Annotated in this window: 26 protein-coding genes; 16 read left to right on the top strand and 10 right to left on the bottom strand. The window is 67.6% G+C overall.

The features are described 5' to 3' along the window. Window positions 1–5: 5 nt before the first annotated feature. Both DIR46_RS11320 and DIR46_RS11315 read left to right on the top strand, forming a co-directional pair. Window positions 6–1202: an acetyl-CoA C-acyltransferase gene (locus tag DIR46_RS11320; RefSeq protein ID WP_109345325.1), complete on the top strand. Its 1197-nt coding sequence runs from the start codon at window positions 6–8 to the stop codon at window positions 1200–1202. Window positions 1203–1354: 152 nt separating this feature from the next. Continuing rightward, window positions 1355–2128 (top strand): enoyl-CoA hydratase, encoded by a 774-nt coding sequence (locus DIR46_RS11315; RefSeq protein ID WP_109345324.1) that lies wholly within the window; start codon window positions 1355–1357, stop codon window positions 2126–2128. Window positions 2129–2144: 16 nt separating this feature from the next. Here DIR46_RS11315 and DIR46_RS11310 read toward each other — a convergent pair whose 3' ends face one another. The 4 genes from DIR46_RS11310 to DIR46_RS11295 form a co-directional block, all read right to left on the bottom strand. Further along, on the bottom strand, window positions 2145–2309 hold the full coding sequence (locus DIR46_RS11310) for a YdeI/OmpD-associated family protein (RefSeq protein ID WP_502561151.1): 165 nt from the start codon (window positions 2307–2309) through the stop codon (window positions 2145–2147). A 42-nt stretch (window positions 2310–2351) separates the two neighbouring features. Continuing rightward, the gene (locus DIR46_RS11305) at window positions 2352–2507 is read right to left on the bottom strand and encodes a hypothetical protein (protein WP_205289112.1); all 156 of its coding nucleotides are present in this window, start codon (window positions 2505–2507) and stop codon (window positions 2352–2354) included. A gap of 82 nt (window positions 2508–2589) precedes the next feature. Next, window positions 2590–3162 carry a hypothetical protein gene (locus DIR46_RS11300; RefSeq protein ID WP_109345323.1) on the bottom strand — a complete coding sequence of 191 codons (573 nt, stop codon included), beginning with the start codon at window positions 3160–3162 and terminating at the stop codon, window positions 2590–2592. Between the two features lie 84 nt (window positions 3163–3246). After that, a complete protein-coding gene (locus DIR46_RS11295) occupies window positions 3247–3813 on the bottom strand; it encodes a GbsR/MarR family transcriptional regulator (protein WP_109345322.1) in 567 nt (188 codons plus the stop codon). 261 nt (window positions 3814–4074) lie between these two features. Here DIR46_RS11295 and DIR46_RS11290 point away from each other — a divergent pair, with 261 nt between their 5' ends. The 8 genes from DIR46_RS11290 to DIR46_RS11255 all read left to right on the top strand — a co-directional run bounded on the left by DIR46_RS11290 (window position 4075) and on the right by DIR46_RS11255 (window position 11747). After that, entirely contained in the window at window positions 4075–4470 is a 396-nt protein-coding gene (locus tag DIR46_RS11290; RefSeq protein ID WP_109345321.1) for a DUF2946 domain-containing protein, read from the top strand. Between the two features lie 55 nt (window positions 4471–4525). Then, the gene (cydD, locus tag DIR46_RS11285) at window positions 4526–6211 is read left to right on the top strand and encodes a thiol reductant ABC exporter subunit CydD (RefSeq protein ID WP_109345320.1); all 1686 of its coding nucleotides are present in this window, start codon (window positions 4526–4528) and stop codon (window positions 6209–6211) included. Beyond that, window positions 6208–7896, top strand: coding sequence for an amino acid ABC transporter ATP-binding/permease protein (locus tag DIR46_RS11280; protein WP_109345319.1), 1689 nt, complete (start codon window positions 6208–6210; stop codon window positions 7894–7896). Before cydD ends, DIR46_RS11280 begins: the two co-directional genes overlap by 4 nt. A gap of 38 nt (window positions 7897–7934) precedes the next feature. After that, window positions 7935–9560, top strand: coding sequence for a cytochrome ubiquinol oxidase subunit I (locus DIR46_RS11275; RefSeq protein WP_109345318.1), 1626 nt, complete (start codon window positions 7935–7937; stop codon window positions 9558–9560). Between the two features lie 4 nt (window positions 9561–9564). Then, window positions 9565–10722: a cytochrome d ubiquinol oxidase subunit II gene (gene cydB, locus DIR46_RS11270; protein ID WP_109345317.1), complete on the top strand. Its 1158-nt coding sequence runs from the start codon at window positions 9565–9567 to the stop codon at window positions 10720–10722. 23 nt (window positions 10723–10745) lie between these two features. Then, complete coding sequence (gene cydX, locus DIR46_RS11265; RefSeq protein WP_109345316.1) at window positions 10746–10922, top strand: cytochrome bd-I oxidase subunit CydX; 177 nt, start codon at window positions 10746–10748, stop codon at window positions 10920–10922. A gap of 130 nt (window positions 10923–11052) precedes the next feature. Further along, window positions 11053–11373: an ArsR/SmtB family transcription factor gene (locus tag DIR46_RS11260; protein WP_109345315.1), complete on the top strand. Its 321-nt coding sequence runs from the start codon at window positions 11053–11055 to the stop codon at window positions 11371–11373. 47 nt (window positions 11374–11420) lie between these two features. Continuing rightward, window positions 11421–11747 carry a DUF4326 domain-containing protein gene (locus tag DIR46_RS11255; RefSeq protein ID WP_109345314.1) on the top strand — a complete coding sequence of 109 codons (327 nt, stop codon included), beginning with the start codon at window positions 11421–11423 and terminating at the stop codon, window positions 11745–11747. Window positions 11748–11794: 47 nt separating this feature from the next. On the opposite strand, the gene DIR46_RS11250 is transcribed toward DIR46_RS11255, so the two are convergent. After that, window positions 11795–12424 (bottom strand): head GIN domain-containing protein, encoded by a 630-nt coding sequence (locus DIR46_RS11250; protein WP_109345313.1) that lies wholly within the window; start codon window positions 12422–12424, stop codon window positions 11795–11797. 119 nt (window positions 12425–12543) lie between these two features. Beyond that, window positions 12544–13131, bottom strand: coding sequence for an O-methyltransferase (locus DIR46_RS11245; protein ID WP_109345312.1), 588 nt, complete (start codon window positions 13129–13131; stop codon window positions 12544–12546). Window positions 13132–13235: 104 nt separating this feature from the next. Between DIR46_RS11245 and DIR46_RS11240 the strand changes: the two genes are divergently transcribed. From DIR46_RS11240 to DIR46_RS11230, 3 genes are all read left to right on the top strand, one after another. After that, window positions 13236–13706, top strand: a complete 471-nt coding sequence (locus tag DIR46_RS11240) for a GyrI-like domain-containing protein (protein ID WP_109345311.1) — start codon at window positions 13236–13238, stop codon at window positions 13704–13706. 263 nt (window positions 13707–13969) lie between these two features. Next, window positions 13970–15643, top strand: a complete 1674-nt coding sequence (locus tag DIR46_RS11235) for an acid phosphatase (RefSeq protein WP_109345310.1) — start codon at window positions 13970–13972, stop codon at window positions 15641–15643. A 136-nt stretch (window positions 15644–15779) separates the two neighbouring features. Then, on the top strand, window positions 15780–16412 hold the full coding sequence (locus tag DIR46_RS11230; protein WP_109345309.1) for a DUF4142 domain-containing protein: 633 nt from the start codon (window positions 15780–15782) through the stop codon (window positions 16410–16412). A gap of 5 nt (window positions 16413–16417) precedes the next feature. Here DIR46_RS11230 and DIR46_RS11225 read toward each other — a convergent pair whose 3' ends face one another. After that, the gene (locus DIR46_RS11225) at window positions 16418–16966 is read right to left on the bottom strand and encodes an FMN-binding negative transcriptional regulator (RefSeq protein ID WP_109345308.1); all 549 of its coding nucleotides are present in this window, start codon (window positions 16964–16966) and stop codon (window positions 16418–16420) included. Continuing rightward, window positions 16967–17431, bottom strand: coding sequence for an OsmC family protein (locus DIR46_RS11220; protein ID WP_109345307.1), 465 nt, complete (start codon window positions 17429–17431; stop codon window positions 16967–16969). Between the two features lie 112 nt (window positions 17432–17543). Here DIR46_RS11220 and pdxR point away from each other — a divergent pair, with 112 nt between their 5' ends. Further along, window positions 17544–19046: a MocR-like pyridoxine biosynthesis transcription factor PdxR gene (gene pdxR / locus DIR46_RS11215; RefSeq protein ID WP_109345306.1), complete on the top strand. Its 1503-nt coding sequence runs from the start codon at window positions 17544–17546 to the stop codon at window positions 19044–19046. Window positions 19047–19050: 4 nt separating this feature from the next. On the opposite strand, the gene DIR46_RS11210 is transcribed toward pdxR, so the two are convergent. Together DIR46_RS11210 and DIR46_RS11205 are read right to left on the bottom strand one after the other, a co-directional pair. Then, on the bottom strand, window positions 19051–19650 hold the full coding sequence (locus tag DIR46_RS11210; RefSeq protein WP_109345305.1) for a response regulator transcription factor: 600 nt from the start codon (window positions 19648–19650) through the stop codon (window positions 19051–19053). A gap of 10 nt (window positions 19651–19660) precedes the next feature. Next, window positions 19661–21799, bottom strand: a complete 2139-nt coding sequence (locus DIR46_RS11205; protein ID WP_109345304.1) for a sensor histidine kinase — start codon at window positions 21797–21799, stop codon at window positions 19661–19663. Window positions 21800–21953: 154 nt separating this feature from the next. Here DIR46_RS11205 and DIR46_RS11200 point away from each other — a divergent pair, with 154 nt between their 5' ends. Both DIR46_RS11200 and DIR46_RS11195 read left to right on the top strand, forming a co-directional pair. Next, complete coding sequence (locus DIR46_RS11200; protein WP_109345303.1) at window positions 21954–23315, top strand: MFS transporter; 1362 nt, start codon at window positions 21954–21956, stop codon at window positions 23313–23315. Window positions 23316–23786: 471 nt separating this feature from the next. Next, the gene (locus tag DIR46_RS11195) at window positions 23787–24563 is read left to right on the top strand and encodes a class I SAM-dependent methyltransferase (RefSeq protein WP_109345302.1); all 777 of its coding nucleotides are present in this window, start codon (window positions 23787–23789) and stop codon (window positions 24561–24563) included. The last annotated feature ends 121 nt before the right edge of the window (window positions 24564–24684 follow it).

Raw genomic sequence — 24684 nt, 5'->3', positions numbered from 1 at the left:
CTGACATGAGCAAACAACTTCAAGACGCATACATCGTCGCAGCGACCCGTACCCCGATCGGCAAGGCGCCGCGCGGCATGTTCAACAAGACCCGCCCGGACGACCTGCTGGTGCACGCGATCCGCGGCGCCATGGCCGCCGTGCCGAACCTGGACCCGGCCCTGATCGTCGACGCCATCGTCGGCTGCTCGTTCCCGGAAGCGGAGCAGGGCTTCAACGTGGCGCGTAACGCCGTCGTGCTGGCCGGCCTGCCGAACACCGTGGGCGGCGTCACCGTCAACCGCTACTGCGCTTCGGGCATCACCGCGCTGGCGATGGCGGCCGACCGCATCCGCGTGGGCGAAGCCGACGTGATGATCGCCGGCGGCGTCGAATCGATGTCGATGGTGCCGATGATGGGCCACCACCCGTCGATCAATATGGACGTGTTCAAGGACGAGAACGTGGGCCTGGCCTACGGCATGGGCCTGACCGCCGAGAAGGTCGCCAACCAGTGGAAGGTGTCGCGCGAAGACCAGGACGCCTTCGGCCTGGAATCGCACCGCCGCGCCATCGCCGCCCAGCAGGCCGGCTACTTCAAGGACGAGATCACCCCGGTCGAGATCATCACCCGTACGCCGAACCTGGCCACCGGTGAAATCAGCGTCAAGAAACGCACCGTGGACAGCGACGAAGGCCCGCGCGCCGACGCCAGCCCGGAAGGCATGGCCAAGCTCAAGCCCGTGTTCGCGGCCAAGGGGTCGGTCACCGCCGCGACCTCGTCGCAGATGTCGGACGGCGCCGGCGCGCTGATCGTCGTCAGCGAAAAGATCCTGAAGGAGCACAACCTGACCCCGCTGGCCAAATTCTCCTCGTTCGCCGTGCGCGGGGTGCCGCCGGAGATCATGGGCATCGGCCCGAAGGTGGCGATCCCCGCCGCGCTGGCCGCCGCCGGCATCACGCAGGACCAGCTGGACTGGATCGAGCTGAACGAAGCTTTCGCCGCCCAGGCGCTGGCCGTGATCCGCGACCTGGACCTGGACACCAGCAAGGTCAACCCGATGGGCGGCGCGATCGCCCTGGGCCACCCGCTGGGCGCCACCGGCGCGATCCGCGCCGCGACCGTCGTGCACGCGCTGCGCCGTAACAACCTCAAGTACGGCATGGTGACGATGTGCGTCGGCGCCGGCATGGGCGCCGCGGGCATCATCGAGCGCGTCTAAGCAAACATGGCGGCGCCTTGCAGCGCCGCCGCACCTCAAGCGTGGGCGGGAAATCCAAGCACCGTACGTCAATGCCGCGAGCGTGACGTGGGGTGGGCGGATCTCCCGCCCACGCGTCCAATCGGCCCATGAACAATTCTGGAGACAACACCATGAGCATCCGCCTCACCAAAGCCGACGGCATCCTCACCATCGAATTCAACCGCGTCGAACGCAAGAACGCGATCACCGGCGCGATGTACCAGGCCATGGCCGACGCGCTGCGCGACGCCGATCAGGACGCCGCGGTGCGCGCCATCCTGATCACCGGCCAGCCCGAGATCTTCACCGCCGGGAACGACCTCGACGACTTCCTGAACAACGTCGGCGAAGGCCCGATGACGGCCGAGCGTCCGGTATTCCAGTTCATGACGGCGCTGGAAGGCGCAACGAAACCGGTGGTGGCGGCCGTGGCCGGCGCCGCGGTCGGCATCGGCACCACGCTGTTGATGCACTGCGACCTGGTCTATTGCTCCGACAGCGCCAGGTTCTCGATGCCGTTCACCCAGCTCGGCCTGTGCCCGGAATTCGCCTCGTCGCTGCTGGTGGCCCAATCGGCGGGCTATACGCGCGCGGCAGAAAAGCTGCTGCTGGGCGAGCCGTTCCTGGCCCAGGAAGCGCTGGAGATGGGCATCGTGGCGCGCGTGCTGCCGGATGCAGAACTGCTGTTCTTCGCGCAAGGGCAGGCCGCCAAGCTGGCCAAGCTGCCGCCAGCGTCGATCCGCACCACCAAGGCGCTGATGAAGCGGGCACGCGGCGCGCTGGTGAAGGAGACCATCGCCGCCGAGAACGAGCGTTTCAGCGCCATGCTGACCGGCGCCGAGGCGAAAGAGGCGTTCACCGCCTTCTTCGAGAAGCGCAAGCCGGATTTCAGCAAGTTCGACTGAACGGCGATGCCGGGCCTTACTGCGCCTCGCGAGGCGGAGCGAGGCTCTTGCTGTAACACCCCGACGGATCGAAACAGCAGACCCGCTTCTTGCCCGATGCAAGCATGTCGCCGGCATCGGCCACGCGCTTCAGACGGGTCCTGGCCTGCCTGGCCGATTCGATCCAATGGATCCAGTCGATGAGGGCGATGGTGGTGGTAGCAATCCAGGCAATCCGGCAGTGTCAACGGCGCTCGCCGAGCAGCGCTGCGCCGCCCCTGGCGACGTGGCGCTCCACGGGCTGGCCCTGGTCGTCGGCGCCGGTGCGCACGCATGCGAGAAAGGTGTCCGCCGGCGTGACGATCCGGATCGGGAAAAGGGAGGACGAGGGCGTGGTCATGGCGGCGTCGCCATGACAGTGGAGATGCCGTGATCCTCGCGCAATCCCGCCAGCTTCGCTCGTTCCTTGCTGTCGAATCCCGTCAGCGCGCCTGGGTGACGTGCGCTTCGCGCAGCGACCGCCATCCGAGCCGCGCCTCGATCGCGCGCCGGTTGCGGGTGTCGATATGGGCCGGCGTGCGGCGGATATAGTCTTCGGCGGCGGCGCGCTGCGCGCCGACGCGGCTGTCCAGCCAGTCCACCACTTCGTCGGCCGTCGGCACACGGCCATTCTCGCCGTCGAACTTGGGCGGCACGGCGGTCCACACCGCCGCGTCGATGCGCCTGGCGCGCAGCCATGCCGCGATGCGCGGATCTTCCCGCGTGCCGTCGCGGGCAGGGATGCTGCCGATCCATTCAGGCCGCTCCGGCGTGATCTTTTCGCGCACTTGCAACATGGCGCGCGCGCGATCGAGGTCGCCCGTGGCGACATAGGCCCAGTAGGTCGGCGCCAGGCGCGCGGTTTCGCACAGCACCAGCGCCAGTTCGGGACTGTCGTCGCTCTGGCGCGCGAATTCGAGGGGGAGCGGCGGGCCGCCAGGATGCCAGCTTGACGCCAGCTTGAGACCCTGGGGCTTCCACAGCAGCGAGCCCCAGGCGATACAGACAATGTTCATGACGGGATGGCCTGGCAATCAAAACCCCAGTCTAGCCCCTCATGAGAAAGCGGCGAGCACGGCTATGCAGCCGCCAGCACGGGGCTATTCTTCTTTGGCTTCCTTGGCCGCCACCGCCGCGCCGAACAGGCGGTCCTTGGCCGACAGCAGCTTCTGCACCTTGGAACCCATCTTCATGAGCTGCGACATCGACTCGGGCGACAGGCGCTGCAGGTCGTCGAACCAGTTGTTGGCCAGGTCGACCAGCTCGTGCATCTCGCGCATGCGCTCTTGCGCAAACTGGTCTTCGGGGCTCTTGGCGGTGGCAAGCAGCGACTCGCGCAGCACCGACAGCGTCGGCGCGACTTCGCGGCGGCGGCGTTCGGCGGCCACCACGCGGAAGATTTCCCAGACGTCGCCGAGCGAGGTGAAATACTCGCGCCGGTCGCCGGGAATGCGCGACAGGCGCACCAGGCCCCAGGACTGCAATTCCTTCAGGCCGATGCTGACGTTGGAGCGCGAGATGCCGAGCTTCTCGCCGATGTCGTCGGCGTGCAACTGCTCCTCGGTGACGAAGAGCAGGGCATAGATCTGCCCCACCGTGCGGTTGATGCCCCAGCGGCTGCCCATCTCACCGAAGTGACTCACGAATGTTTGGACGAGTGGCGTCATGGTTGAGAACTTTTCGATGCTTTTGAAAGATGGATTATCCCACGGTCCCACGACACGCACACGGACGGCCTTACCGCGGTGCTGCAGGCAAGCCGTTAAACCATGCGTAATTCCCGACCAAGTCACTCTCCTTTCCAGACAAACTTGAAGTTTCAGTGCATAATTTCACTAACTTCTGAAAATTCGGAATGTTTAGAAAGTTTGGCGTAAGCCAAGAATAACGCAGATCAAGGCATCGGCTTCACCGCAGGACTGAACACCATGAACGCGCAACGCAACCGCTCCATCATCCTCTGGCTCGCCGCCCTGGCGATCCTGTGGGGCATGCTTGCTCCGTCGCTGGCGTCGAATTTCGCATCACCTCGGGCGGACCAGGGCAAGACCTGGATCGAAGTCTGCATGTCGGCCGGCGCCAGGCTGGTGGCGCTCGATGCCGATACCGGCAATGCCGGCAGCGACGAGGCCGTCCACCCCGGCATGCATTGCCCGGCCTGCGTGTCATTGTACGACCTGGCCATCGTCGGGCATCCTCCGGGCAGCCTGGTGCTGCTGGACACCCCGCTCGACGCTGCCCTGCGCCCACACGGGCCGGCGCTGCCGCCCGCTTCGACCTTCCGCTCCGACCACCGCAGCAGGGCGCCGCCAGCCGCCGACTGACCCGGTTTCACCACGCGGCCCGTCGCCGCACCACGCAATCATCTGGAGAACCACCATGCTTCGCCGTCAAGGCCGTGGCCCGGCCACGCACGTCCCATCCACCCGCAGCGCCACCTTCGTGATGAGCGCGGCGGCGCTGCTGTGGATTCCGCAGGCAGCCCTGCTGGCCCATGCCGTGCAGCGGCTGGCCGATGGCGCCGGCCTGGCGGACATGCTGGCGCCGGCCTGCGCCTTCGTGGCGCTGGGCGTGCTGCGCGCCAGCAGCGAAGCCTGGGGCGCGCGCCGCCTGTTCGCGGCGTCGCGCCTGCACCTGGCGCTGCTTCGCAGCAAGGCGGCGCAAGCCCTGGGATCGCGTTCGCCGCTGGACCGTGAGCGCCTGGCCAGCGGCCGCGCCGCCAGCGCATTGGCCGAGCAGGCCGAAGCCGTGCTGCCCTGGCTGGTGCGCTACCAGCCGGCGCGCATGCGCACGATGCTGGCGCCGCCCGCGATCGCGCTCGTCGTCCTCCATTACTCGTGGGTGGCAGCCCTGATCCTGGTGGTGGCCGCGCCGCTGATCCCGATCTTCATGGCCGTCATCGGCTGGCGCGCCAAGGCGGCCAGCGAAGCGCAGTTGCAGGTCATCGGCGGCATGAGCGGCTTCCTGCTCGACCGCCTGCGCGGCCTGTCGACCCTGCGCGCGCTCGGCGCAGTGGACGCCACCGCACAGCGCGTGCGCGCCACTGCCGACAGCGTGCGCGCCAGCACCATGCGCGTGCTGCGCATCGCCTTCCTGTCTTCCACCGCGCTGGAACTGTTCTCGGCGCTGGGCGTGGCGCTGGTCGCCGTCTATGTCGGCTTTCACTTGCTGGGCGAGATCGGCCCCGGCAGCTGGGGCGTGCGCCTGACGCTGGCCGAAGGCCTGTTCATCCTGCTGCTGGCCCCGGCCTTCTTCGAGCCGCTGCGCGAACTGGCCGCGGTGTGGCACGACAAGGCCTCGGGTGAGGCGGCGCTGAAGGAACTGGAACAGCTCCAGCACGCCGGCCTGGCGCTGCCGGGGGCGCTGGCCCCGCAGCGCAAGCAGCCTGCCTGCCGCGCACCGGTGGCGCCTTCGGTGGATATCGAGGGCCTGGTGTTCCAGCACCCCGGCGAAGCACCGCTGTTCGATGGCGAAGATTTGTACGTCCGCGCCGGCGAGCACGTGGCCCTGGTCGGCCCCAGCGGCAGCGGCAAGACCACGCTGCTGTCGCTCATCGCGGGCCTTGCGCCTGCCAGCGGCGGCGCGGTGCGCATCGGTGGCGTGCAACTCGATGCACAGTCGGCCGCCGGCTTGCGCGCGCGCATGGCCTGGATCGGCCAGAAGCCGCATGTGTTTTGCGGCTCGGTGCGCGGCAACGTGTCGCTCGAGCGCGACGGCATCGACGGCGCGGCGGTCGGCGCCGCCGTGCGCCGCGCCGGCCTGGGGCACGTGGGCCACGCGACGCCGGGGACCAGCCTGGGCGAGGGTGGTCTCGGCCTGTCGGGCGGCGAGCTGGTGCGCCTGGCGCTGGCGCGCGCGGTGTGCGCGCCGCATGCCGGCCTGCTGCTGGCCGACGAGCCCACCGCCCACCTCGACCGCGACACCGCCGCCAGCGTGATCGACGCGCTGGTGGAACTGGCCCAGGGCCGCACCCTGATCGTCGCCACCCACGACCTGGCCCTGGCCGCGCGCCTGGGTCGTATCGTGCGCATCGGCGAACCCTTCACCAAACGGAGCGCCGCATGAGATCCCGTCACGACCTGCAACCGGTCCTTGCCCTGTTCCTGAAAACGGGCGGACGCCGCCTGGCGCTGGGCGCCTTCCTCTCCACCCTGGTGGTGCTGGCCGGAATGGCGCTGCTGGGCACCTCGGGCTGGTTCATCACCGCCACCGCGCTGGCCGGTCTCGCCGGCGGCATGGTCATGTTCAACGTCTTCGTGCCGAGCGCCGCGATCCGCCTGCTGGCGCTGGGCCGCACCTTTGGCCGGTACGCCGAGCGCATGGTGACCCACGACGCGACGCTCGGCGTGCTGGCCGCGCTGCGCGAACGGCTGTTTCGCGGCTGGGCCGGCCCGCAGGCGGCGCGCGCCTTGCTGCGCCGTCCCGCACGACTGCTGCTGCGCCTGACTGGCGACATCGACGCGCTCGAATCGATTTACCTGCGCCTGATCGTGCCGGCCATCGCCGCCCTTGGCGCGGCGCTGCTGGCCGGCGTGGTGCTGGCGAATCTCGACTGGCGCCTCGGGCTGGCGATGTTCGCCTGGCTGCTGGTCTTCGGCTGGGGTGTGACGGTCCTGGTGGCTCGCCTTGCCCGTCCGGTGGCGCTGCGCCGCGCCCGCGCGCTGGAACGGCTGCGGGCCCTGGCCATCGACCTGGTCGCCGGCCAGACCGATCTGGCCATGGCCGGCCGGCTGCCGGCCCAGTGCGCACGCCTGGCGCGGATCGACGACAAGCTGGCGCGCGCCGACGATGCGCTGCACCGGCTCGAGACCGGCGCCGGCTGGACCTATGCGGTCGGCGGCCACCTGACCGTGGCGGCGACCTTGCTGGCGGTGGCCGCGCTCGCGCAGCTCCATACCTTGGGCGCACCGGCGGCGGCATTGGCCTTGCTGATCGCCCTGGCCGCGCTGGAGCCGTTCGCCGCGATGCGCCGCGGCGCCATCGAGGCGGGCCGCAGCTGGCTGGCGGCCCGCCGCATCGGCCCCCGCTTGCAACAGGAAGCGGATGACGCCGTCGCCGTCGGCGCGCCGGGCGAGGACGAGGCGTTGCTTCTGTGCGACGCCAGCGTCGTGCATCCGGGTCGCGAAGGCGCCGCGCTGCACGAGGTCAGCCTGCGCATCGCGCGCGGCGAGCGGGTCGCGGTGGTGGGCGGCAGCGGCGCCGGCAAGTCGACCTTGCTGGGACTCGTCGCAGGCGAACTGGCGCCGCATACGGGGCAGGTGAGGGCGCTCCCCGCCACCTGGCTGACCCAGCGTACCGAATTGTTCCAGGACAGCCTGCGCGACAACCTGCGCCTGGCCGATCCGCAGTCCAGTGACGAAGCGCTATGGAACGCGCTGCGCGCCGCCGGCCTCGAGGTCGACGTGCGCCTGCTGGCGCGCGGCCTGGACACGCCGCTGGGCGAGGGCGGCCTGGGCCTGTCGGGCGGGCAGTCGCGCCGCCTGGCGCTGGCGCGGCTGCTGCTGCGCCGGGCCGGTTTCTGGCTGCTGGACGAGCCGACCGAGGCGCTCGACGCCGCCACCGCCGCCGACGTGCTGGCGCGCCTGGCCCGTCATGCGGACGGACGCACCGTGCTGCTGGCCACGCACCTGCGGCGTGAGGCGCAACTGGCCGATCGCCTGCTGGTGCTGCGGGCGGGACGCCTGGTCGCCGACCACCGGCGCGGCACACGAGGATTCGATGCGGCGCTGCTGGCGCTGCGTCAGGACTAGACAACCAACATCGATTCACCAATAAGAAAGGATTCACCATGGATCTCGACGTCGTCGGGCTCTCCCGACTACAGTTCGCCCTCACGGCGCTGTACCACTTTTTGTTCGTTCCCCTGACACTGGGGCTGTCGATGGTCATCGCCATCATGGAAACCGTGTACGTGATGACCGGCCGCCCGATCTGGCGCCAGATGACCAAGTTCTGGGGCGTGCTGTTCGGGATTAACTTCGCCATCGGCGTCTCGACCGGCCTGGTGATGGAGTTCCAGTTCGGGATGAACTGGAGCTACTACAGCCACTACGTCGGCGACGTGTTCGGCGCACCGCTGGCCATCGAAGGCCTGATGGCGTTCTTCCTCGAAGCGACGTTCGTCGGCCTGTTCTTCTTCGGCTGGGACAGGCTGTCGAAGCGCCAGCACCTGATGGTGACCTGGCTGACCGCCATCGGCACCAACTTCTCGGCGCTGTGGATCCTGATCGCCAACGGCTGGATGCAGAACCCGGTCGGCGCGTCGCTCAATCCGCAGACCATGCGCATGGAAGTGTCGGACTTCGGCGCGGTGCTGGCCAATCCGGTGGCGCAGGCCAAGTTCGTGCACACCGTGTCGGCCGGCTACGTGATCGCCGCGCTGTTCGTGCTCGGCGTCTCGGCCTGGTACCTGCTCAAGGGCCGTCACATCGAGCTGGCCAAGCGTTCGATGACGGTGGCCGCCTCGTTCGGCCTGGCCGCCTCGCTGTCGGTGGTGGTGCTGGGCGACGAAAGCGGCTACCTGGCCACCGAGCACCAGCACATGAAGCTGGCCGCGGTCGAAGCCATGTGGGATACCCAGCCGGCGCCGGCCGCCTTCACCGCGGTGGGCTTCCCGGACCAGGGTGCGCGCGAAACCCACTACGCCATCCACATACCCTGGGTGATGGGCCTGATCGGCACCCGTTCGCTCTCCAGCGAGATCCCGGGCATCAACGACCTGGTCAAGCTGGCCGAGGTGCGCGTGCGCCAGGGCATCCTGGCCTATGACGCGCTGGAGAGAATCCGCGCCCTTGGCGGCAAGGGCCCCGTGCCGGCCGAACTGCAGGCCAGGTTCGAAGAGAACAGCAAGGTGCTGGGCTATGCGCTGCTGCTCAAGCGCTACGTCGACGATCCGCGCCAGGCTACCGATGCGCAGATCCAGCAGGCCGCCAACGACACCGTGCCGCAGGTGGCGCCGCTGTTCTGGTCGTTCCGCGTCATGGTCGGCCTCGGCATCTACTTCATCGTGCTCACCGCGGTGTTCTTCTGGCTGTCGGCGCGGCGCCGCCTCGATGCCCATCCATGGCTGCTGAAAGTGGCCGTGTGGTCGATCCCGCTGCCGTGGATCGCCGCCGAAGCCGGCTGGATCGTGGCCGAACTGGGTCGCCAGCCATGGGCCGTCGAAGGCGTGCTGCCGACCGCGGTCGCGGTGTCGAACATCGGCATCCAGACCGTACTGGCCACCCTGGTCGGCTTCGTGGTGCTGTACTCGATCCTGATCGTGGTCGAGATGAAGCTGATGCTGGGGGCGATCCGCAAGGGTCCCGAAGAGGAGGTCGAGCATTCGCCCGGCGCCCACAGCCCCCTGGTCGGCGCCACGCCGGCAATGCGCACTGCGCCAATGATTACTGCGCAGACTCTCACTACGGAATAACGACATGATTCTTCATATGCTTCTCGACTACGACACCCTGCGTGTCATCTGGTGGGCGCTGCTGGGCGTCCTGCTGGTCGCCTTTGCCGTCACCGACGGCTTCGACCTCGGCACCGGCACCCTGCTGCCTTTCGTGGCCAGGACCGACCTCGAACGGCGCGTCGTCATCAACACCGTCGGCCCCGTGTGGGAAGGCAACCAGGTCTGGCTGGTGCTGGGCGGCGGCGCCATCTTCGCCGCCTGGCCGCAGCTGTACGCGGTCTCGTTCTCGGGCTTTTATCTCGCCATGGCGGCCGTGCTGCTGGCGCTGATCCTGCGCCCGGTCGGCTTCAAATACCGCAGCAAGCGTGACAGCAGCCAATGGCGCGCGGCCTGGGACTGGGCCCTGTTCGTCGGCGGCTTCGTGCCGGCGCTGATCTTCGGCGTCGCCATGGGCAATGTGCTGCAGGGCGTGCCGTTCCGCATCCAGCCCGACATGCAGATTTTTTATGAAGGCGGCTTCTTCGGGCTCCTGAATCCGTTCGCGCTGCTGTGCGGCCTGGTGTCGGTGGCGATGCTGGTGATGCATGGCGCGGCCTGGCTGGTGCTCAAGACCGACGGCCTGGTGGCCAGCCGTGCGCGCGCCTGGGGCATCCGCGCGGCGCTCGCCACGGTGGCGCTGTACGCCGTGGCCGGCGTGCTGCTGTGGAACGTGGTCGACGGCTACCGCATCAGCAGCGAGCTGGTGACGACCGGTCCATCGAATCCGCTGTTCAAGACCGTGCAGGCGAATGTCGCCGGCGCCTGGTTCGCCAACTATGCGGCCCATTCCTGGACCCAGCTGGCGCCCGCCGCCGGCATCGTCGGCGCGCTGCTGGCCTGGATGGCGCTGGTCAAGCGCAAGGAAGGCGTGGCGATGCTGGCCTCGAGCCTGTCGGTCGCCGGCATCGTGCTGAGCGTGGGCGCCTCGATGTTCCCCTTCATCCTGCCCTCGTCGATCCAGCCGCAGGCCAGCCTGACGGTGTGGGATTCCTCCTCGAGCCACCTGACCCTGTTCATCATGCTGTTCTGCGCCTGCATCTTCCTGCCGCTGATCATCATGTACACCAGCTGGGTCTACAAGGTCTTGTGGGGCAAGGTGAATCCGACCGACATCCGCGATGGCCAGGGCCACGCCTACTAATCGAAGAAAGAAAGGACACCATCATGTGGTATTTCGCCTGGTTGTTGGGACTGCCGCTGGCAGCGGCGTTCGGCGTGCTGAACGCGATGTGGTATGAGCTGATGGACGATGCGGCGGTCGCCACCGCTGCCAAGCAGAGGAATCCGTCCGTGCTGCCCGTATCCGGGCCGACGCAGGAAGCGCTGCGCAAGCGCGCCTGACGGTGATGCGCGCCGGGGCGCTGGTCCCGGCGCGCGTTTTGTCATCACCCTGTCAAAGTCTTTCGACAGTATTCGAACCGTGGCTCCAGCATCGACGCGCGGGCCCTTGAATCGAAAGAATACTGTTCGCATGCAAACCAATCTCGCCATCGCGGCGCTTTCCGCGCTCGCCCAGGAGTCGCGCTTCGCCGCCTTCCGCCTGCTGGTGCAGGCCGGTCCCCAGGGCCAGTCCGCCAGCAACATCGCCGCCGCCCTCGAAATGCCGGCCTCGTCGCTGTCTTTCCACTTGAAGGAACTCACCCATGCCGGCCTGGTGTCACCGCGCCAGCAGGGCCGCTACATCATCTATGCGGCGCGCCTGGAGACACTGCAGCGCTTGATGGAGTTCCTCGCGTCCACTTGCGGCAGCGCTGGCGCGCAGTCGATGCAGGAGCGCCTGGCCCCGGTATGATGGCTTGCGCCGGAAGAGCCGGCGCGTATCCATCATGAGGAAAGCCGATGACGCCACACCGTGTGCAATTGAGTCGCAAGAAGGGCTGGCGTATGCCGCCGAACACGATTTCGGTGGCGCGTCCGGGCCGCTGGGGCAATCCCTTCTCGGTGTTGCCCGAGGTGGCGCCGGGCACGCCGGTCGGGCGCTACGTGGCGATGCCGACAGTGGAAGAGGCGGTTGCCGCCTATCGCCGCTGGCTGAGCGACGATCCCGACGGCCGCCAGCTGGCGCAAGAAGCGCAGAGCATCCTGCGCGGGCACCACCTGGCTTGCTGGTGCCGGCTCGACGGACCTTGCCATGCGCAGGTATTGCTCGACCTGGTCAACCGGTAACCGCGTCGGCAGCGGAGCTGCCAACCCTGCGGAGGGAGTGTGCGGCGTTATTTGGCGGCGGTGACGTTGCCGATGCCCGACACCGAGCGGCTGACCGAACGCGGCTGGCCGTAATAGGTCAGGTTGCCCAGGCCCTGCACGCTGGCGTTGAGCCGGTTCCTGGCGTGCACCGACACTTCGCCGATGCCGCGGAAGGTGACGTCGGCATCCTGGGCCACCAGGTCCTTGGCCACGACTTCGCCCACGCCCTCGGCGTTCAGGCGCAGGTGGCCTACGCGGCCATTCATCTGCAGGCTGCCGGCGCCGCGGTAGTTGACGTCGAAGTTATCGCCGCGAACGTTATTCAGCACCATCAGGCCGGCGCCTTCGCCGCGGAAGCTGGCGAGTTCGGGCATGGTGACGACGACCCGCTCGCCATCCTTGATATTGACGTTGTTCCTGTTCTTGTCTTCGAAGCCCAGGCGCAGCTCGCCGTTCACGACTTCGGTCGTGACGCGGTCGATGAATTTCTGGTTGCCTTCGACCCGCACCGAATGGGCCTTGCCCACCTCGACCACCAGGCTGACCGGGCCGCGCGCGTCGATGGTCTTGAACGGCGTGACGTTGCGCACTTGGTCGGCGGCTTGGGCCGACAGGGAGGCAAGGGCGAGAAGGGCGGCGATGGCGGCGCGTTTCATGGTGGTCTCCGGTAAGTTGATGAAACCATTCTAGGGAGCGCGTCCTTGCCTTGCGCGCGCCGTGCGATGGACTGCACAAAACCGTGCCTGAACTGCACAGGCGCCGGAACCAGGTGGCATCAATGCTTGGTCGCCAGGAACTCGCCCTTGCCCACCGGGACCAGGCTGGTGCTCCAGCCGGACGCGCAGCGCAGCGCCTGCATGAAGGGCGCCAGTTCCTGGGCGTGCGAGGTGGCGTTGTCGACCACTACCAGCCCGCCCGGACGCAGGATGCGTTCGATGTGCGGCAGCCAGCCGAGGTAGGCGCTGCGTTCGGAGTCGAGGAAAAGCAGGTCGAACGATTCGTCGGCGCTGCTGGCCAGGAAGTCGGCGGCCTGGCCTTCGACCTGCACGATGCGATCCTGTAAAGACGCGCGCGCAAAATTCTCGCGCGCCAGCGCAACCTTCTCGGCCGACAGCTCGACTGTGGTGACGCTGCCGTTGATGCCTTGCGCGGCGTCGGCCAGCCACAAGGTGGAATAGCCGTTCGAGGTGCCGATCTCGAGGATGCGGCGGGCGCCCATGGCGCGCACCAGCACCGCCAGGAATTCGCCGGTGTCGTGGGTGATGTTGAGCAGGCGTCGCGCGCGGTTGGCGGGGACCGCGTCATGGCTGACGCCATGGGTTTCCAGCTCTTTCAGCAGGGCTTTGAGTGAGGTAGGCAACATTGTTCTCCTTTTGACACGAGAAATCGATCCGCACGATTGCGCGGATGCTAATCTTGTCGAAGAGATAAGGCTATAATCTTTTCGTCCATTAGCAAGCCACTATCATGCACATCTCAACCGTTACACTACCTGAAATGAAGCTCGCCGGGCTGCCTGTCGCAGGGCCCGCCTCGGTGCTGGAAACGGAGTTGCCAGAGATCTGGAAATCCTTCCTTGCCCGCGAGGCGGAGCTGGGCGAGACCGATGGCCTGCACTATGGCGTGCGCATGCCGCAATATGGCGGCATGAAACTCGAATGCATCGCCGTCGCCGTTGCCGACCTCAACAACCTTCCTCCCGGCATGATCGGCATCCGTATCCCGGAACGTCGCTACGCCCTGATGACCCATCGCGGCCCCATGGTGCACGCCCAGGCCAGCACCGTGACCGGCATCGCGACCATGGAGCAATTGGGGATGGAAGAAGACGAGGACGGCATCCGCCTCGAGCGCTACGACCGCCGCTACACGCCGACGGTCGACAACGATGCACGGCCAGACAATGCCTACGACATCCTGATTCCGCTATACGGCTGAAGCGGGGCTGGAAAAAATGCAGGCCCACACATGTGGGCCTGCATTAAGAGAAATTGGTGCCGGTATGTTTCCCGACCGCCGGCGCCGGTAGGGCGGTGTACACCGCCAAGTGCCCTTCCCTAGGAGCACTTGCATTGTGCCCTCGAAATGTGACGCCTCGTTGACGCACCCCACTTTATTTGTTCCTGATTGTTTCCATTCGTAAATTGCGCGGATAATAGTTCCTTCGCGGCCGCCAGGGCCGACAGCAAGAGGAGCAATACGTGCAAGATCAAGAGCGAGAGCAACACCGCGGACCCGAGGCGTCCATCCAGCCAGAGAACCCCACGCGCCGGCGCATCTTCCAGGCCGCCGCCGCGGTCGGCGCCGCCGCCAGCCTGCCCGGTGTGACGAATGCGGCCGCAGCGCCGGCAAAGCCCGCCGCCAGGGGATCGCTCGACGCCAAGCTGCGCGCCCACGTCAAGAACGTCGTCGTGATCTACCTGGAAAACCGCAGCTTCAACAACCTGTTCGCCGACTTCCCCGGCCTGGCCGTGCCGCTGGCGAGCGTGCCGGCAGCCAGCGTCCAGCAGCGCGACCGCGATGGCTCGATCCTGCCGACCTTGCCCAAGGCCTGGGGCGGCGTGGTGCCGGGCCGCCAGAACATCGGCGGCAAGGACTACATCACCACCGAAGCCCAGTCGGCCAACCTGCCGAACGCGCCGTACAAGCTGACGGATGCGGAAGGCAGGCCGCTGCCGGAAGGCGTGATCACGCGCGACCTGGTGCACCAGTTCTACCACAACCAGATGCAGATCAATGGCGGCCGCAACGACGGCTTTGCCGCCTGGTCCGACGCCGGCGGCATGGTGATGGGGTATTACGGCGAGACCTCGAAGAACCTGGGCCTGTACCAGATCGCGCGCGAGTTCACCCTGTGCGACAACTTCTTCATGGCGGCTTTCGGCGGCTCCTACCTGAACCACCAGTTCCTGATCAGCGGCCGCGTGCCCGAATACTTCAATGCGGCCGAGACGGCGGCGAAGAGCAAGATCGCGGTGCTGGAAGACGGCCCGCAGGGCGTGCGCCTGGCGCTGGCCCCCGATTCGCCGGCCTCGGCGCTGGACGGCAAGCCGAAGTTCGTGCGCAACGGCGCGATGACGCCCGATGGCTACGCCGTCAACACGATGGCGCCGCCGTACCAGCCGAGCTGGGTGCGTCCGGCCTTCGACGGCGACCCGCTGCACGCCGACCCCGCGGACGCCTCGACCCTGCCGCCGCAGACCTATGACACGATCGGCCACCTGCTGTCGCGGAAGGGCGTGAGCTGGGCCTGGTATGGCGGCGGCATGCAGGCGGCGCTCGACGGCCGCGGCGCCGGCGAACGGCCGAACTTCCAGTACCACCACCAGCCGTTCAATTACTTCAAGCAGTTTGCGCCGGGAACGAAGGAACGCGCGGAACACCTGCGTGACGGCGGCCTGGGCGACAGCCCGATCTCCAACAAGTTCATCGCCGACATCGTCGCCGGCAAGCTGCCGGCGGTGGCCTTCTACAAGCCGCAGGGCAACCTGAACCTGCACGCCGGTTACTCGGACATCGAGTCGGGCGACGCCCACGTGGCCAACATCATCGAGCACCTGAAGAAATCGCCGCAGTGGAAGGACATGGTGGTGGTGATCACCTTCGACGAGAACGGCGGCTGGTGGGACCACGTGGCGCCGCCGCAAGGCGACCGCTGGGGCCCGGGCTCGCGCATCCCGGCGATCGTGGTGTCACCGCACGCCAAGCGCGGCGCGGTCGACCACAATTTCTACGACACAACCTCGATCCTGCGCTTCATCACGCGCCTGCATGGCCTGCCGCTGCTCGAGGGCCTGGCCACCCGCAACGCCGCCTTCGAAGCGCGCGGCGCCCGCCCGCCGGGCGACCTGACGGCGGCGCTCAGCTTCCGCTGATCGCACCTGCTTTCCTCGCAAGCCAGCCTGTCCGGGCTGGCTTTTTCTTTATGAGCTTGCTTGTCGGCTAACGCGCGCTAGTCTTGAACAGGCAGGACTACACTCGGCTCATCCAACTATTTCAACGGAGAGTCACATGAAAAAGAATCACATTCTCAAGCGCCTGATGGCGGTTTCGGTTGCCGCGGCCCTGTTTGGTGCGGTCGGCGCGCAGGCACAGACCAGCCAGGCCGGCCAGCAGTCGGGCGCCAGCAGCACTTCCGCCACCGCCAGCAGCGACGCCAGGCTGACCGCCGCCGACCGCAAGGCGATCATGGACATGGGCATGTCGAGCATGGCCGAAGTCGACATGGGCAAGCTGGCACAAAGCAAGAGCCAGAACGCCGACGTGAAAGCCTTCGCCACCAAGATGGTCGACGACCACGGCAAGGCGCTGACCGAGGTGCAGACCCTGGCCCAGTCGAAAGGAGTGACCCTGCCGACCGAACTTGACGCCAAGCACAAGGCCATGTCGGCCAAGCTCGAGAAAATGTCGGGAGACGCCTTCGACAAGGCTTATGTCAAGCAGGGCGGCGTCGGCGCCCACAAGGAAACCCTGACCAAGCTGCAGGCGGCCTCGAAAGGCGCCAAGGATCCGCAAGTCAAGGCGCAAGTCGACAAGACCATCCCGGTGGTCCAGGAACACCTGAAGCATGCCGAGCAATTGGCGCAGGGTAAGTCGAGCAGCACCGGCAGCTCCGGCGCCGGCAATACCGGTTCCAGCCACTAAGCGGCTTAAGCTAGCTGAGCCGTTGCCACCCGCGGCGGCGGCTCGCTTTTCCACTTTCCCTCGATGCGGTCGATCGCGATCTCGATGCCGACGATGGCGGCCAGCAGCTTGTCCGTGTAGTCGGACGGCGCGTCGTCGACCGACCACGGATCCGGCAGCGCCGCTTCCTGATGGTCGGTCTGGCGCTCGACCAGTGCGCGCAGCCAGTCCCGATCGTCGATCGCGCGCAGCGTGCCGTGCACGTGCACGACGTTGTAGGTCCAGGTCGGGACCATGCGGCCGCCGCGTGCCACCTTCTCGATCCGGTCCGGTGTCGCATAGCCGGACGGTCCGCGAAACACCACCAGCACCCGCTGCCCGGCGCGCTGCCACACCGGATTGCCGCGCGCCACGTGGGCGCGCAACACGCCTTCATCGGGCAGCAGTTCGAACGGCAGGTGATCGGCGTCCGGCATGCCGTCGCGCTGCGTGACCAGCATGCCCAGCGGATGATCGGCGACCAGGGCGTGCATCGGGGCGGACTCGGATTGCGTGAAGCGGGCAGGGCAGTACATCTAGGCGTTCTCCAGGATGACGATCTCGGTGTTGAGGGAATTGGCGATATAGCAGCGTTCGTGCGCCAGGTGGTGGATGGCGGCGAGTTCGCGCGCATCGGGCCTGCGCTCGCCGGCGAACGCGATGTGTGGCCTGAGTTCGATGCGTACCATCGCCATGCGGCCAGCCGTATTGCTATCGAGCAGCCCGCGCGCGGCATCGTCGTAGCGATCGACCACGAAGCCCTGCTGCGCCGCGATCGCCAGGAAGAACAGCATGTGGCAGCTCGACGCCGCCGCCACCAGCGCTTCCTCGGGGTCGACGGCGGCTGGATCGGACATGGGCAGCGGCACCGACAGCGGGGAAGACGAAGCGGGAATGGTCAGGCCGCCATCGAAATGCCAGGAATGGGCGCGGCTGTAGCGGCCGCCCTGGACGGGTTGGCCGGCGCGGTGCCACGTGACGCGGGCGTCGAACTGTTTCATGCGGGGGCTCACGGAGTGTGGTTGTTCAATGGCCTTATCGTAGGCTGTACATTGGCTTGCTGAAATAGCCAATTCCGGGGAAGATGGGCGGTCCAATTCTTTGCCATCCGCCATGCACGTCCACGACCTGATCGCCAGCGCCTCGCTCGATCGCAGCAGCGACGTGCCGCTGTTTCGCCAGTTGTACGCCCGCCTGAAAGAGGCGATCCTGCACGGCGCGCTGGCGCCGTGCGCGCGCCTGCCGGCCACGCGCGACTTGTGCCGGCAGCTGGGCGTATCGCGCCAGACCGTGCTGGCGGCCTACGACCAGCTGACCAGCGAAGGCTATCTGCGCGGCGGCGTGGGGCGCGGCACGTTCGTCGACGAAGCCCTGCCGCTGGCGCGCCAGGCGCCGGCGGCGCCGGGACTGCTGCGCGCGCTGCCGGAACGCGGCGCGGCGCTGGCGCAAGCCATGGGAACGCGCCGTCTCTACGAGGGCCCGGTGCGCGCCTTCCGCCCCAGCATGCCGGGCCTCGACCTGTTTCCCTTCGACCTGTGGCGCAAGCTGGAAGCGCGCCACCTGCGCCATGCGCAGCGGGGACCCTACCTCGGCTATGGTCCCGCCAACGGCTACGCCCCGCTGCGCGAACTGCTGTGCGCCTACCTGCGCGCCTCGCGCGGCGTGGTCTGCACGCCGGAGCAGATCGTCATCACCTCGGGCTCGCAGCAGGCGCTGTACCTGCTGACGCAGCTGCTGCTGGCGCCGGGCGACGAAGTCTGGGTCGAGTCGCCCGGCTACCAGGGCGCCTGCGCGCCGATGCTGGTGGCCGGCGCGCGCATCCGCACGGTGCCGGTGACGAGCGAGGGCATGGACGTGGCCCATGGCGCGCGCCACTATCCCGATGCGCGCCTGGTGTTCGCGACGCCGTCGCACCAGCTGCCGCTGGGCGCGACCATGAGCCTGGCGCGCCGGCTCGAGCTGCTGCGCTGGGCCGCGGCCAGACGCGCCTGGGTGATCGAGGACGACTACGACAGCGAGTATCGCTATACCGGAGCGCCGCTGGCCTCGATGCAGAGCCTGGACCGCGCCGGCTGCGTGATCTACGTCGGCACCCTGTCGAAGGTGCTGTTCCCGGCGCTGCGCCTGGGCTATGTGGTGGCGCCGCCGGCGCTGGCCGAGCCGCTGGCGCGCGCCAAGGCGGTGGTCGACATGCACCACGCCATGCTGCCGCAGGCGGTGCTGGCGGACTTCATTGCCGAAGGCCACTTCATGCGCCATATCCGGCGCACGCGCGAGGCCTATGCCGAACGGCGCGCGGTTCTGATGGCGGCGCTGGAAGACCGGCTCGGCGAACGCCTGGCATGCGGGCCGGCCGACGTGGGGCTCGACCTGTGCACGCATTTCAGGCCAGACCGCAAAGGGCGCATCCCGGAAGAAGCGGGGGTTGCGCAGGCGGCCCTCGAAGCCGGCATCGAGCTGCGGCCGCTCGGCTATTACGCGAACGCCGCCGCCACGCCCGCATGCGCGGTGGCGCCCGGCCTGCTGCTCGGCTTTTCGGCGGTGAAGCCGGAGGCGATCCGGCAGGGCGTCGAGGCGCTGGCGCGGGTGATCGAGGCCCAGTGGCCGCGCAAATAAGAACCTATCGAAGCCACGGATAGGCCGCCAGCAACCTTCCGAGCTCGTTGTCGTTGGCGCACCCCAGCTTGTGGAAGATGTTGGCGCGGTGGGTCTCGACCGAGCGCGGACTGCAGGGCGGCACCAGCACCCGCGCGATCTCCTTGTTGGGCTGCCCCAGGCCGACCAGGCGCGCGACTTCGCGCTCGCGCGGCGTCAACTCTCCCCACAGCCGGCTCGCGTGGCCGCGCGCGCGGGCCTCCACGATCGCGTCGGGCAGCTTGTCCAGCAATTGCTGGGTGTCCGGCTTGGCCACCCAGTCCCAGGCGCCGCTGCGCACCGCCTCGAGGGCCATCGGGATGTCGCCGTGCCCGGACAGGAACACCGTCACCAGCGGACTGTGTTCGGCCCGCAGGCGCTCGAACACGGCCAGGCCGCTCATGCCGCCCATGCGCAGGTCGAGGATCACGCATCCCGGCTGGCTTGGGTCGACGGCCTCGAGGAAGGCTTCGCCGGAATCGAAGGCCTGCACCGCCAGCCCTTGCGAAAACAGCAGGAGCAGCATCGAGCGGCGCAGGGCTTCGTCGTCGTCGACGACGTACAGGGTGAGTGGTGAATCTTTCATGGTGCTGCTTTCATGGGACGATGGGCAGGATGAACGAGAAGGTGGCGCCGCCCTCGGCGTCGTTCGCCACCGTCATCGACCCGCCATGGGCTTCGACGATGGTGCGGCAGATGTTCAGGCCCAGGCCAAGGCCGTCGGGCTTGGTGGTGAAGAAGGGGGCGAAGATCTGGTCGAGCTGCTCGGGCGGAATGCCCGGACCCTGGTCGCTGACGGCAATGCGTACACCTTGCACGCCCTGCGCGACCCGGCACGTGGCCAGCACGATGCGGCCGCGATGGCGGGGCTGGTCGTGCATGGCCTGCGCCGCGTTGTGGATCAGGTTGACCAGCACCTGCTCGAGCAGGACCTGGTCGCCGCGCACCTTCACCGCGGGGTCTTCCAGCATCACGCGCAGCTGCACGCCCTGGCCGTTCAGCTCGGGCCTGAGGAGCGTTTCGACGTGATCGATCACGGCGCCGATGACGAGGGTGGCGTAGTCGGCGCGCTGCGGATTGATCATGGCGCGCACCCGCTTGACGATCTCGCTGGCGCGCCGCGATTGCTCGACGATGTCGTCGAGCGCGCCGGTCAGCATGGCGGCATCGCCCCTGGCGGCGAGGGCGCGCGAGGCGATCGCGAAGTTGGACAGCGCCATCAGCGGCTGATTCAGTTCGTGGGCCAGGGTCGAGGCCATCTCGCCGGCGCTGGCCAGGCGCGCGCTGCGCTGCAGGCGCAGTTCCTGGTCGCGCTGGCGCGCCTCGGCCTGCTTCTGCGCGGTGATGTCCACGATCGAACTCATCCACCCCCGGTGCACGCCGTCGGCGTCGATCAGGGGCGCGGTGTACACCATGGTGAGCACGTCGTGTCCGTCCTTGTGGCGGATGCGCGATTCGAAGCCGTGCGGCGCGGCGCGTCCGAGCAGGGCGTCGTCGCTGTCTCGCTCGTGCTTTTCGAGGTCGTCCGGGTGCCAGTACGGATAGGGCGGGCGGCAGCCGAGCAATTCGCCCGGACTGTAGCCGACCATGGCGCAGAAGGCGGGGTTGACGTAGATGATCTTGCCCTCCGGGTCGCGCGCGCGCATGCCGACCAGCAGGGAGTCCTCCATCGCCTTGCGGAAGGCGTATTCCTGCTGGAGGTCGCGGGTGCGCTCTTCGACCCGGTGCTCGAGCTCGAGCCGTGCCGACTGCTGCTCGGCGTAGCGCCGCTCGCGCAGGCGCCAGTACAGCACGCCGAGCAGCAGCAGGGCCACCGCCAGCGTGCCCAGCGCGAGCGCCAGGCGCCGCGCCTCGCGCACCTCGCGCATGTCTTCGGTGACCGTCAGGGTCCAGTCCAGGCCGGGCAAGGGCGTATCCAGCGCAAGGTAGTCGCGCGATCGCCCGCCGGCGCTGGTCCGGAGGACGAAGCCCGGCACGTCGTCGCGCAGCCGGATCGTCCAGGGCAGGACGTCGAAGCGGCGCCGCGCGCCGTACTGGCCGTGGTCCGCGATCCAGGCCGCGTCCAGCGCGGACACCTGCCCGACGCTCTTGAACAGCCATTCAGGCACGCCGCTCAGGAACACCACGCCGCGGCTGTCCCTGAGGACCACCGGGTTGGCGCCATGGCGCCACGTCTGCTCCAGCGGATCGAGGCTGATCTTGACGACCATGACGCCGGTCACGTCGTTGCCGTTGCGGACGGGCTCCGCGATGAACAGGCCGGCCTGGCCGGTGGTCAGGCCCACGCCGTAGAACAGCCCGCGGCGGCCCTCCACCGCATCCTCGAAATAGGGGCGCTGGCGGTAGGATTCGCCGACGAAACTCGATGGCAGGTTCCAGTTGCTGGAGGCGATGGTCAGGCCCGCGCGATCGATCAGGAACAGCGCGGTGGCGCCGGTCGTCGTCTGCAGGTCGGCGAAATAGGCATTCACGCGCGACTGCAGGGCGGCGTCATGGGGCGCCTGCAGCAGGTGGCGCACGTCGGGGTGGCGCGCCGCCGCATGCGGTAAAAAGTCGTGCTTTTCCACCAGGCCGCGCAGGCCCAGCACGTGCGCCGCCGTCGCCTGGTGCAGCGCCTCCATCTTGGCCTGCAGCTCGCGCTGCTCGGCGAACCAGCCGGCGGCGAAGATCAGGGCCAGCGCGCCCGCCACGGCGAGCAGCTTGCGCCAGAGATGTCGTTTGAACAAGGATGACATCGAATAGTCCCTGGCCAAAATAGCCAACAATAGCAGCTGTACGGGCTTCGCGCGGCCTCCTCCGTATTTTTACGGAGGAGGCCGCGCCAATATTGCGGATGTGCCGCCTGCTGGCGGTGTCGACAATGGGGTATCCAGAAGAGGAGACACTTTCATGACAACAACCACCAGCAATCCGGTCGCCGGCGCGCGGCCGCAAGCGGCCGAGCCCACCTTGCAGGCCGCCGAACCCATTTCCGGCGCGCGCCTGCGCGCCATCTTCGTCGGCTCGGCCGGCAACCTGGTCGAGTGGTTCGATTTCTACTGCTACGCGGCCTTCGCCCTGTACTTCGCCAATTCCTTCTTCCCGGCCCAGGACCCGACGGCCCAGATGATGTCGACCGCCGGCATCTTCGCCCTCGGCTTCTTCGTGCGCCCGATCGGCGGCATCCTGTTCGGCCACCTGGGAGACCGCCACGGCCGCAAGGTGGCCCTGATGGCGTCGGTGCTGCTGATGTGCGCCGGCTCGCTGCTGATCGCCTGCGCCCCGACCTATGCCACCGCCGGCATCCTGTCGCCCTGCATCCTGCTGCTGGCGCGCCTGCTGCAAGGCCTGAGCCTGGGCGGCGAATACGGCGCCAGCGCGACCTATCTGTCGGAGATGGCGGATTCGAAACGGCGCGGCTTCTACGCCAGCTTCCAGTACGTGACCCTGATCGGCGGCCAGCTGCTGGCCCTGGTGCTGCTGCTGGTGCTGCAGCATTTCCTGCTCACAGATGCCCAGCTGCGTGAATGGGGCTGGCGCATTCCCTTCGTCTGCGGTGCGGCGCTGGCCCTGATCGCGCTGATGATGCGTCATGATATGCCAGAGACCGACTCGTTCGAGAAGGCGCGCAAGAAGGCCAAGCCGATGGGCGGCCTGAAGCAGCTGGCCCAGCATCCGAAGGAAGTGCTGCTGGTGATCGGCCTGACCATGGGCGGCACACTGGCTTTCTACGTCTACACCGTCTACATGCAGAAGTTCCTGCGCCTGTCGGTCGGCCTGACCGACTCGCAGACCACGGCCGTCTCGGCCGCCTCGCTGCTGTTCGCCATGTGCCTGCAGCCGCTGTACGGCGCGCTGTCGGACCGCATCGGCCGCCGCCCGCTGCTGGTGGGCTTCGCGCTGCTCGGCACGATCTTCACCGTGCCCCTGCTGACGGCCATCCGTCACGCCAGCGGGCCGTGGGAAGCGTTCGGCCTGATCGCCTGCGCCTGGATCATCGTCTCGGGCTACACCTCGATCAATGCGCTGGTGAAGGCCGAGATGTTCCCGGCCTCGATTCGCGCTACCGGCGTCGGCGTGCCGTATGCGTTCGCGGTGTCGATCTTTGGTGGAACGGCCGAGTATGTCGGGCTGTGGTTCAAGTCGGTGGACCTGGAATCGGGGTTCTACTGGTATGTCACCGGGGTGATTGCCTGCACCTTGATCGTGTGCTGGTTCATGCGCGATACGGCGGCGCATTCGAAGATCGATGCGGAGTTGCGCGGGCATTGAGCCTGAAAAGGCGCCGGTTCTGATGTGACGAGGCTGGCGCGTCCGCACAGGGTCGCATCCGACCTTCGAACACCCCCTTGGCGGTATCAGCGAGCCGGTGCTCAGACCTCGGGAAATTGACGTTGTCCTTGCTGACCCTGGCGCCTGCGCCGCCAGGCCGATCAGCGCTGAGACCGTGTCCGAGTGCCAGACCTGACCCCGACTACGAATGCCAGACCTGACCCCGACTATGACCCTGACCCCGACTATGACCCCGACTATGGCTCCGACGATGACGCTGACCCGATGATGACCCCCGTACCTTCGGTCGATGCCAGTCGCCTCTGGTAAAGTCGGATAACGCTCTTGCAGGGATGTAGGAAGTTGTCATGTGGCCAGCGCAGGTCAGCCAGCGCAGCTACACCGATCGTTCCCATTCACGGCAAGCTTGCCGACCCCATTGCAGGCAGCGACTTCTTACGGAAACCGATCATGCACCGCACCCGCTCGAGCCATTGCGACACCAGCCACCCCCGCCGTGCCCTACCCATCCTGCTGGCCTGTCTGTCGGCGCTGGCGCTGCTGTCATCGGCCAGTATCGAAGCCGGGGCACAGGCAGTGGCCGCCGATACGCGCTATGAGCGCGTCGTGGCCAGCCCGGATGGCATCGGAAAACGGTATATGGGTCGCGAGATTGCTGGCGTGATGGGGTGGCAGGGCGCGCAATGGTTGGAGCGCGAAAGCCGCGCACACGAGGAGCGGCCGGAACTGCTTTTGCGTGAACTTGCGCTGGCGCCCGGCATGACGGTGGCCGATATCGGCGCTGGCACCGGCTACTACACCTGGCAGCTGGCAAAAAAGGTCGGGCCCGGCGGCCGTGTGTATGCAGTCGACGTGCAGCCTGAAATGATCGGCATGCTCGACAGCCAGATGGCAAAGCGCGGCGTGCGCAACGTGGTCTCGGTGCTTGGCAGCGAAACCACCGTCAAACTGCCGCCGGCCAGCGTCGACCTGGCAATCATGGTCGATGTCTATCATGAGCTCGCCTATCCCGCGGAAGTCCTCGACAGCATCGTCAGCGCCCTCAAGCCGGGCGGGCGTGTCGTCTTCGTCGAATATCGCGCCGAGGATCCGGCAGTCGCGATCAAGCCACTGCATAAGATGAGCGAGACGCAGGTGCGGCGTGAAGCCACGGCGCATGGCCTGAAATGGGAACGCAGCATCAGGTCGCTGCCGATCCAGCATGCGATCGTGTTTCGGAAGCCCTGAGCGCGGATTTCCTGCCGTTGCTGGCGATGAGCAGCTGCCCGAGGGCTGAAGTGGCATGGCGCCTTGCGCCGCTGGGCAGACGTGGACAGATCAAAGCTGAGCCCGTGTCTGAATGTCAGAC

It is taken from the genome of Massilia oculi, assembly GCF_003143515.1.
Lineage (GTDB): Bacteria > Pseudomonadota > Gammaproteobacteria > Burkholderiales > Burkholderiaceae_D > Telluria > Telluria oculi.
The sequence above is the reverse complement of the archived record's forward strand: the minus strand, read 5'-3'. Positions and strand labels throughout refer to the sequence as shown.

Bases quoted from the DNA above. Each gene is read 5' to 3' on its own strand.
- DIR46_RS11320 (WP_109345325.1), top strand. From the start codon at position 6: ATGAGCAAACAACTTCAAGACGCATACATCGTCGCAGCGACCCGTACC.
- DIR46_RS11315 (WP_109345324.1), top strand. From the start codon at position 1,355: ATGAGCATCCGCCTCACCAAAGCCGACGGCATCCTCACCATCGAATTC.
- DIR46_RS11305 (WP_205289112.1), bottom strand. From the start codon at position 2,507: ATGACCACGCCCTCGTCCTCCCTTTTCCCGATCCGGATCGTCACGCCG.
- DIR46_RS11300 (WP_109345323.1), bottom strand. From the start codon at position 3,162: ATGAACATTGTCTGTATCGCCTGGGGCTCGCTGCTGTGGAAGCCCCAG.
- DIR46_RS11295 (WP_109345322.1), bottom strand. From the start codon at position 3,813: ATGACGCCACTCGTCCAAACATTCGTGAGTCACTTCGGTGAGATGGGC.
- DIR46_RS11290 (WP_109345321.1), top strand. From the start codon at position 4,075: ATGAACGCGCAACGCAACCGCTCCATCATCCTCTGGCTCGCCGCCCTG.
- cydD (WP_109345320.1), top strand. From the start codon at position 4,526: ATGCTTCGCCGTCAAGGCCGTGGCCCGGCCACGCACGTCCCATCCACC.
- DIR46_RS11280 (WP_109345319.1), top strand. From the start codon at position 6,208: ATGAGATCCCGTCACGACCTGCAACCGGTCCTTGCCCTGTTCCTGAAA.
- DIR46_RS11275 (WP_109345318.1), top strand. From the start codon at position 7,935: ATGGATCTCGACGTCGTCGGGCTCTCCCGACTACAGTTCGCCCTCACG.
- cydB (WP_109345317.1), top strand. From the start codon at position 9,565: ATGATTCTTCATATGCTTCTCGACTACGACACCCTGCGTGTCATCTGG.
- cydX (WP_109345316.1), top strand. From the start codon at position 10,746: ATGTGGTATTTCGCCTGGTTGTTGGGACTGCCGCTGGCAGCGGCGTTC.
- DIR46_RS11260 (WP_109345315.1), top strand. From the start codon at position 11,053: ATGCAAACCAATCTCGCCATCGCGGCGCTTTCCGCGCTCGCCCAGGAG.
- DIR46_RS11255 (WP_109345314.1), top strand. From the start codon at position 11,421: ATGACGCCACACCGTGTGCAATTGAGTCGCAAGAAGGGCTGGCGTATG.
- DIR46_RS11250 (WP_109345313.1), bottom strand. From the start codon at position 12,424: ATGAAACGCGCCGCCATCGCCGCCCTTCTCGCCCTTGCCTCCCTGTCG.
- DIR46_RS11245 (WP_109345312.1), bottom strand. From the start codon at position 13,131: ATGTTGCCTACCTCACTCAAAGCCCTGCTGAAAGAGCTGGAAACCCAT.
- DIR46_RS11240 (WP_109345311.1), top strand. From the start codon at position 13,236: ATGCACATCTCAACCGTTACACTACCTGAAATGAAGCTCGCCGGGCTG.
- DIR46_RS11230 (WP_109345309.1), top strand. From the start codon at position 15,780: ATGAAAAAGAATCACATTCTCAAGCGCCTGATGGCGGTTTCGGTTGCC.
- DIR46_RS11225 (WP_109345308.1), bottom strand. From the start codon at position 16,966: ATGTACTGCCCTGCCCGCTTCACGCAATCCGAGTCCGCCCCGATGCAC.
- DIR46_RS11220 (WP_109345307.1), bottom strand. From the start codon at position 17,431: ATGAAACAGTTCGACGCCCGCGTCACGTGGCACCGCGCCGGCCAACCC.
- pdxR (WP_109345306.1), top strand. From the start codon at position 17,544: ATGCACGTCCACGACCTGATCGCCAGCGCCTCGCTCGATCGCAGCAGC.
- DIR46_RS11210 (WP_109345305.1), bottom strand. From the start codon at position 19,650: ATGAAAGATTCACCACTCACCCTGTACGTCGTCGACGACGACGAAGCC.
- DIR46_RS11205 (WP_109345304.1), bottom strand. From the start codon at position 21,799: ATGTCATCCTTGTTCAAACGACATCTCTGGCGCAAGCTGCTCGCCGTG.
- DIR46_RS11200 (WP_109345303.1), top strand. From the start codon at position 21,954: ATGACAACAACCACCAGCAATCCGGTCGCCGGCGCGCGGCCGCAAGCG.
- DIR46_RS11195 (WP_109345302.1), top strand. From the start codon at position 23,787: ATGCACCGCACCCGCTCGAGCCATTGCGACACCAGCCACCCCCGCCGT.